Source organism: uncultured Caballeronia sp., from assembly GCF_964243625.1.
Taxonomy (GTDB): Bacteria; Pseudomonadota; Gammaproteobacteria; order Burkholderiales; family Burkholderiaceae; genus Caballeronia.
This window is the reverse complement of record NZ_CAXTGZ010000483.1, coordinates 2,094-4,635: the sequence shown is the minus strand read 5'-3', so window position 1 is coordinate 4,635 and position 2,542 is coordinate 2,094. Positions and strand designations below refer to the sequence as shown.

The following is a 2,542-nucleotide window of genomic DNA, read 5'->3' as shown; positions in this document are numbered from 1 at the left end:
CGACAGAGCATCGAGCAACGCGCGGCCGTAGGCATCGGCGTCGCTGGTATCGAGCAGCGCGACGCCGGGAAAAGTATCGGCAAAAGCAAACGACGGGATTGCGTTCCCGACCACCGGAATACCCGACGCGAGCGCTTCGAGAAAGCCGATGCTGTGTGCCTCGAAACTCGAAGGCATCGCGAACGCCCGTGACTCGCGCAGGATCTCGGCCACGTTGGACTGCGGCCCGATTATCTTCACGCGATCGTTCAAGCCGAGTTCGTCGACGAGTTTCACGATTGCCGCGTGATACGCGAGATTCTCGATCACGCCGCAAAGCAGCAGACGCACGTCGGGATCGACAGCGGCCACGCGGGCGAACGCCTGGACGGTCTGCAACTGGTTCTTCTCGGGGATATAACGCCCGATCTGGACGATCTGGCGGATTCCCGTCGATGTCAACGGTTCGCTCGTCTGCGTGAAGCGCGAGATATCGACGCCGTTCGGCACCACGATCATGGACGGATGCGAACCGACTTCCTTGACGTAATCATCGATATTCTTCTGCGATACCCCGATCACCGCCTTGGCGCGCCCCGACAGCAGGCGTTCCGCAAACAGCAACGCGTTGTTCGCGAAGTCGTTGGCGCCGGAGTGCATGACCCACACAATCGGCACGCGGGTCGGCAACGCGCGGACGTACAGCGCGGGTATGGTCGCGTGCGCGAAGATGATGTCGGGTTTGAAGCGGCGAATGGCGCGATGCAAGAACAGCAGTCGGCCGACCTTGCCGAGCGAGCGCTGCGGAAACAGACACAAGACGTTGTTCGCCCGCAGCTCGGCGCTGATGTGTTCGAAATCGTCGTGCTCCGGCATCAACGACGTGATGCAAACATCGTGACCACCTTGCTGATGCCCGATCGCTACGCCCTTCGCAAGCACCTCGGCCCCTGATAACCGGGGTGCAAGAACGACTTGAAGAATTCTCATTTGGCTGTCTTCCCCTCGCCTTTCTAAAGCGTGTCCTGCTAGCCAATGCCGTCGGGTGGACACTGCCGTCCACGTGGCCCTCTCGGCACGCCTCGTTCGCGTGCGGCCACTTAGCTGGCTTGCTTCATTGTTTTTTATGAAAGTTAAGTGCGTTTGTCACTGCGGACCGTTCAACGCACGCAACGATAAGATACCCGAGCGCATGCCGTACGCGCCGCCATCAAGTAGCATTAATCGGTCGGTAATGAGTGGTAACAGACGCTTAGACAAATGAAGCGTTCAGCGAACCGCGAGAAGATGAGAAATCGAGGGGTGAAAGCAGGGTTAACGCTGCGGTTGCGGCAAGCGCCGCGAACGCCGCGGCTAAAGAGGGGACACGCGTAGTGATCGCACACGCTTCGTGATCGATGACCGAGCGAAGCCGTGTGCGTTGAAAAGTCGCGCGCTGCGATGCGCTAAAGGCGGGTTACTCGTCCTTCGGGCACTGCAGGTTGCAACCGTTTGGATCGCCCAGATCACCACGGCGGCGTTTGGCCGTTTCCTTGTTCTGGTACTTGTCGGACGGCGCGGAAGCCGCGAATTGCAATTGCGGGTGCTCCTTCAGCCGGAACTGGTCTTGCAGGATACCGCCCGGAATGCCGGGTGAATTTTGCGCAAATGCAACGGGCACAAAGGCAACGGCGCCGGCAACAAACGCGATGGATGCGGCAATACTTAAAAGCAGTTTCATGGCGGCAGTACAGTCTCTAGCAAGTCGATGAACAGACTTCGGTTAAACGTCCGGTCACGAATGTTTCAGAAAAGCATACCGAAGATCCGGACCGCGAAATCTGATTCTAAACGCTTGCTCCGCAATCGGCCGGTTACGCGGCCCTCGCGCATGTATCGGCGTATTACATTAGCTTACAACGCGCTGTCTTGGCTCACGTCGGCACTGAGCCGCCGAGTGCGGCTTCAAGGTCCAGCAGTTCGCCGCAATGCAGCGGATCGTAGCCTTCGAGTTGCGCCACGCCGCCCTTGAACGCTGCGCTGCGCAGCACGTCGAGCACGCCGGCTAGCTGGGCATCGGCGAGCTTGTCGCGGTCGCAGGCGAACAGATAATCCTCGTCGATGATCGGGATGAAATCGAGCGCGAACTGCTGCGCCGCCGGCTGCACGCCGAAGCCGAGGTCGGCCATGCCGCTCGCCACGAATGCGGCAATCGCTGAATGTGTCAGTTCGGCAGTCGCGTAACCGTTGATGGTCGCCGGATTCACGCCGATTTGCCGCAGCGCCAGGTCGAGCAACATGCGCGTGCCCGAGCCGGGTTGCCGGTTCACGAAGCGGATGTCGTCGCGGGCGAGATCGCGCAATCCGCGTATGCCTTTCGGATTGCCCTTCGGCAAGAAAAGTCCCTGCGTGCGTCGCGTCAGGTGAATCAGGCCGTGCCGCCCCGCATCCAGCCACGGCCGATAAATCTCCGCGCAACTCGCACGGAACTCGCCGATCGGCAAATGAAAACCCGCGAGCTCGCATTCACCGCGCGCCAGGGCGCTTACGGCTTCGGCGCTCTCCCGGTATTTGATATCGGCGG

Annotated in this window: 2 protein-coding genes and 1 pseudogene (1 of these 3 running past the window's edge); all 3 read right to left on the bottom strand. The window is 60.3% G+C overall.

Going from position 1 to position 2,542, the window contains the following annotated elements:
* Positions 1 to 969, bottom strand: a 969-nt coding sequence (locus tag ACFFAR_RS25245; protein WP_375508664.1) for a glycosyltransferase, incomplete at its 3' end; no start/stop codon positions are given.
* A 466-nt stretch (positions 970 to 1,435) separates the two neighbouring features.
* Complete coding sequence (locus ACFFAR_RS25240) at positions 1,436 to 1,699, bottom strand: hypothetical protein (protein WP_062000032.1); 264 nt, start codon at positions 1,697 to 1,699, stop codon at positions 1,436 to 1,438.
* Positions 1,700 to 1,892: 193 nt separating this feature from the next.
* Positions 1,893 to 2,542, bottom strand: a pseudogene (locus tag ACFFAR_RS25235) (substrate-binding domain-containing protein); it runs 447 nt beyond the window's last position.

What these genes read in the sequence shown, in the direction of transcription:
- ACFFAR_RS25240 (WP_062000032.1), bottom strand. Translation starts at nt 1,699, where the DNA reads ATGAAACTGCTTTTAAGTATTGCCGCATCCATCGCGTTTGTTGCCGGC.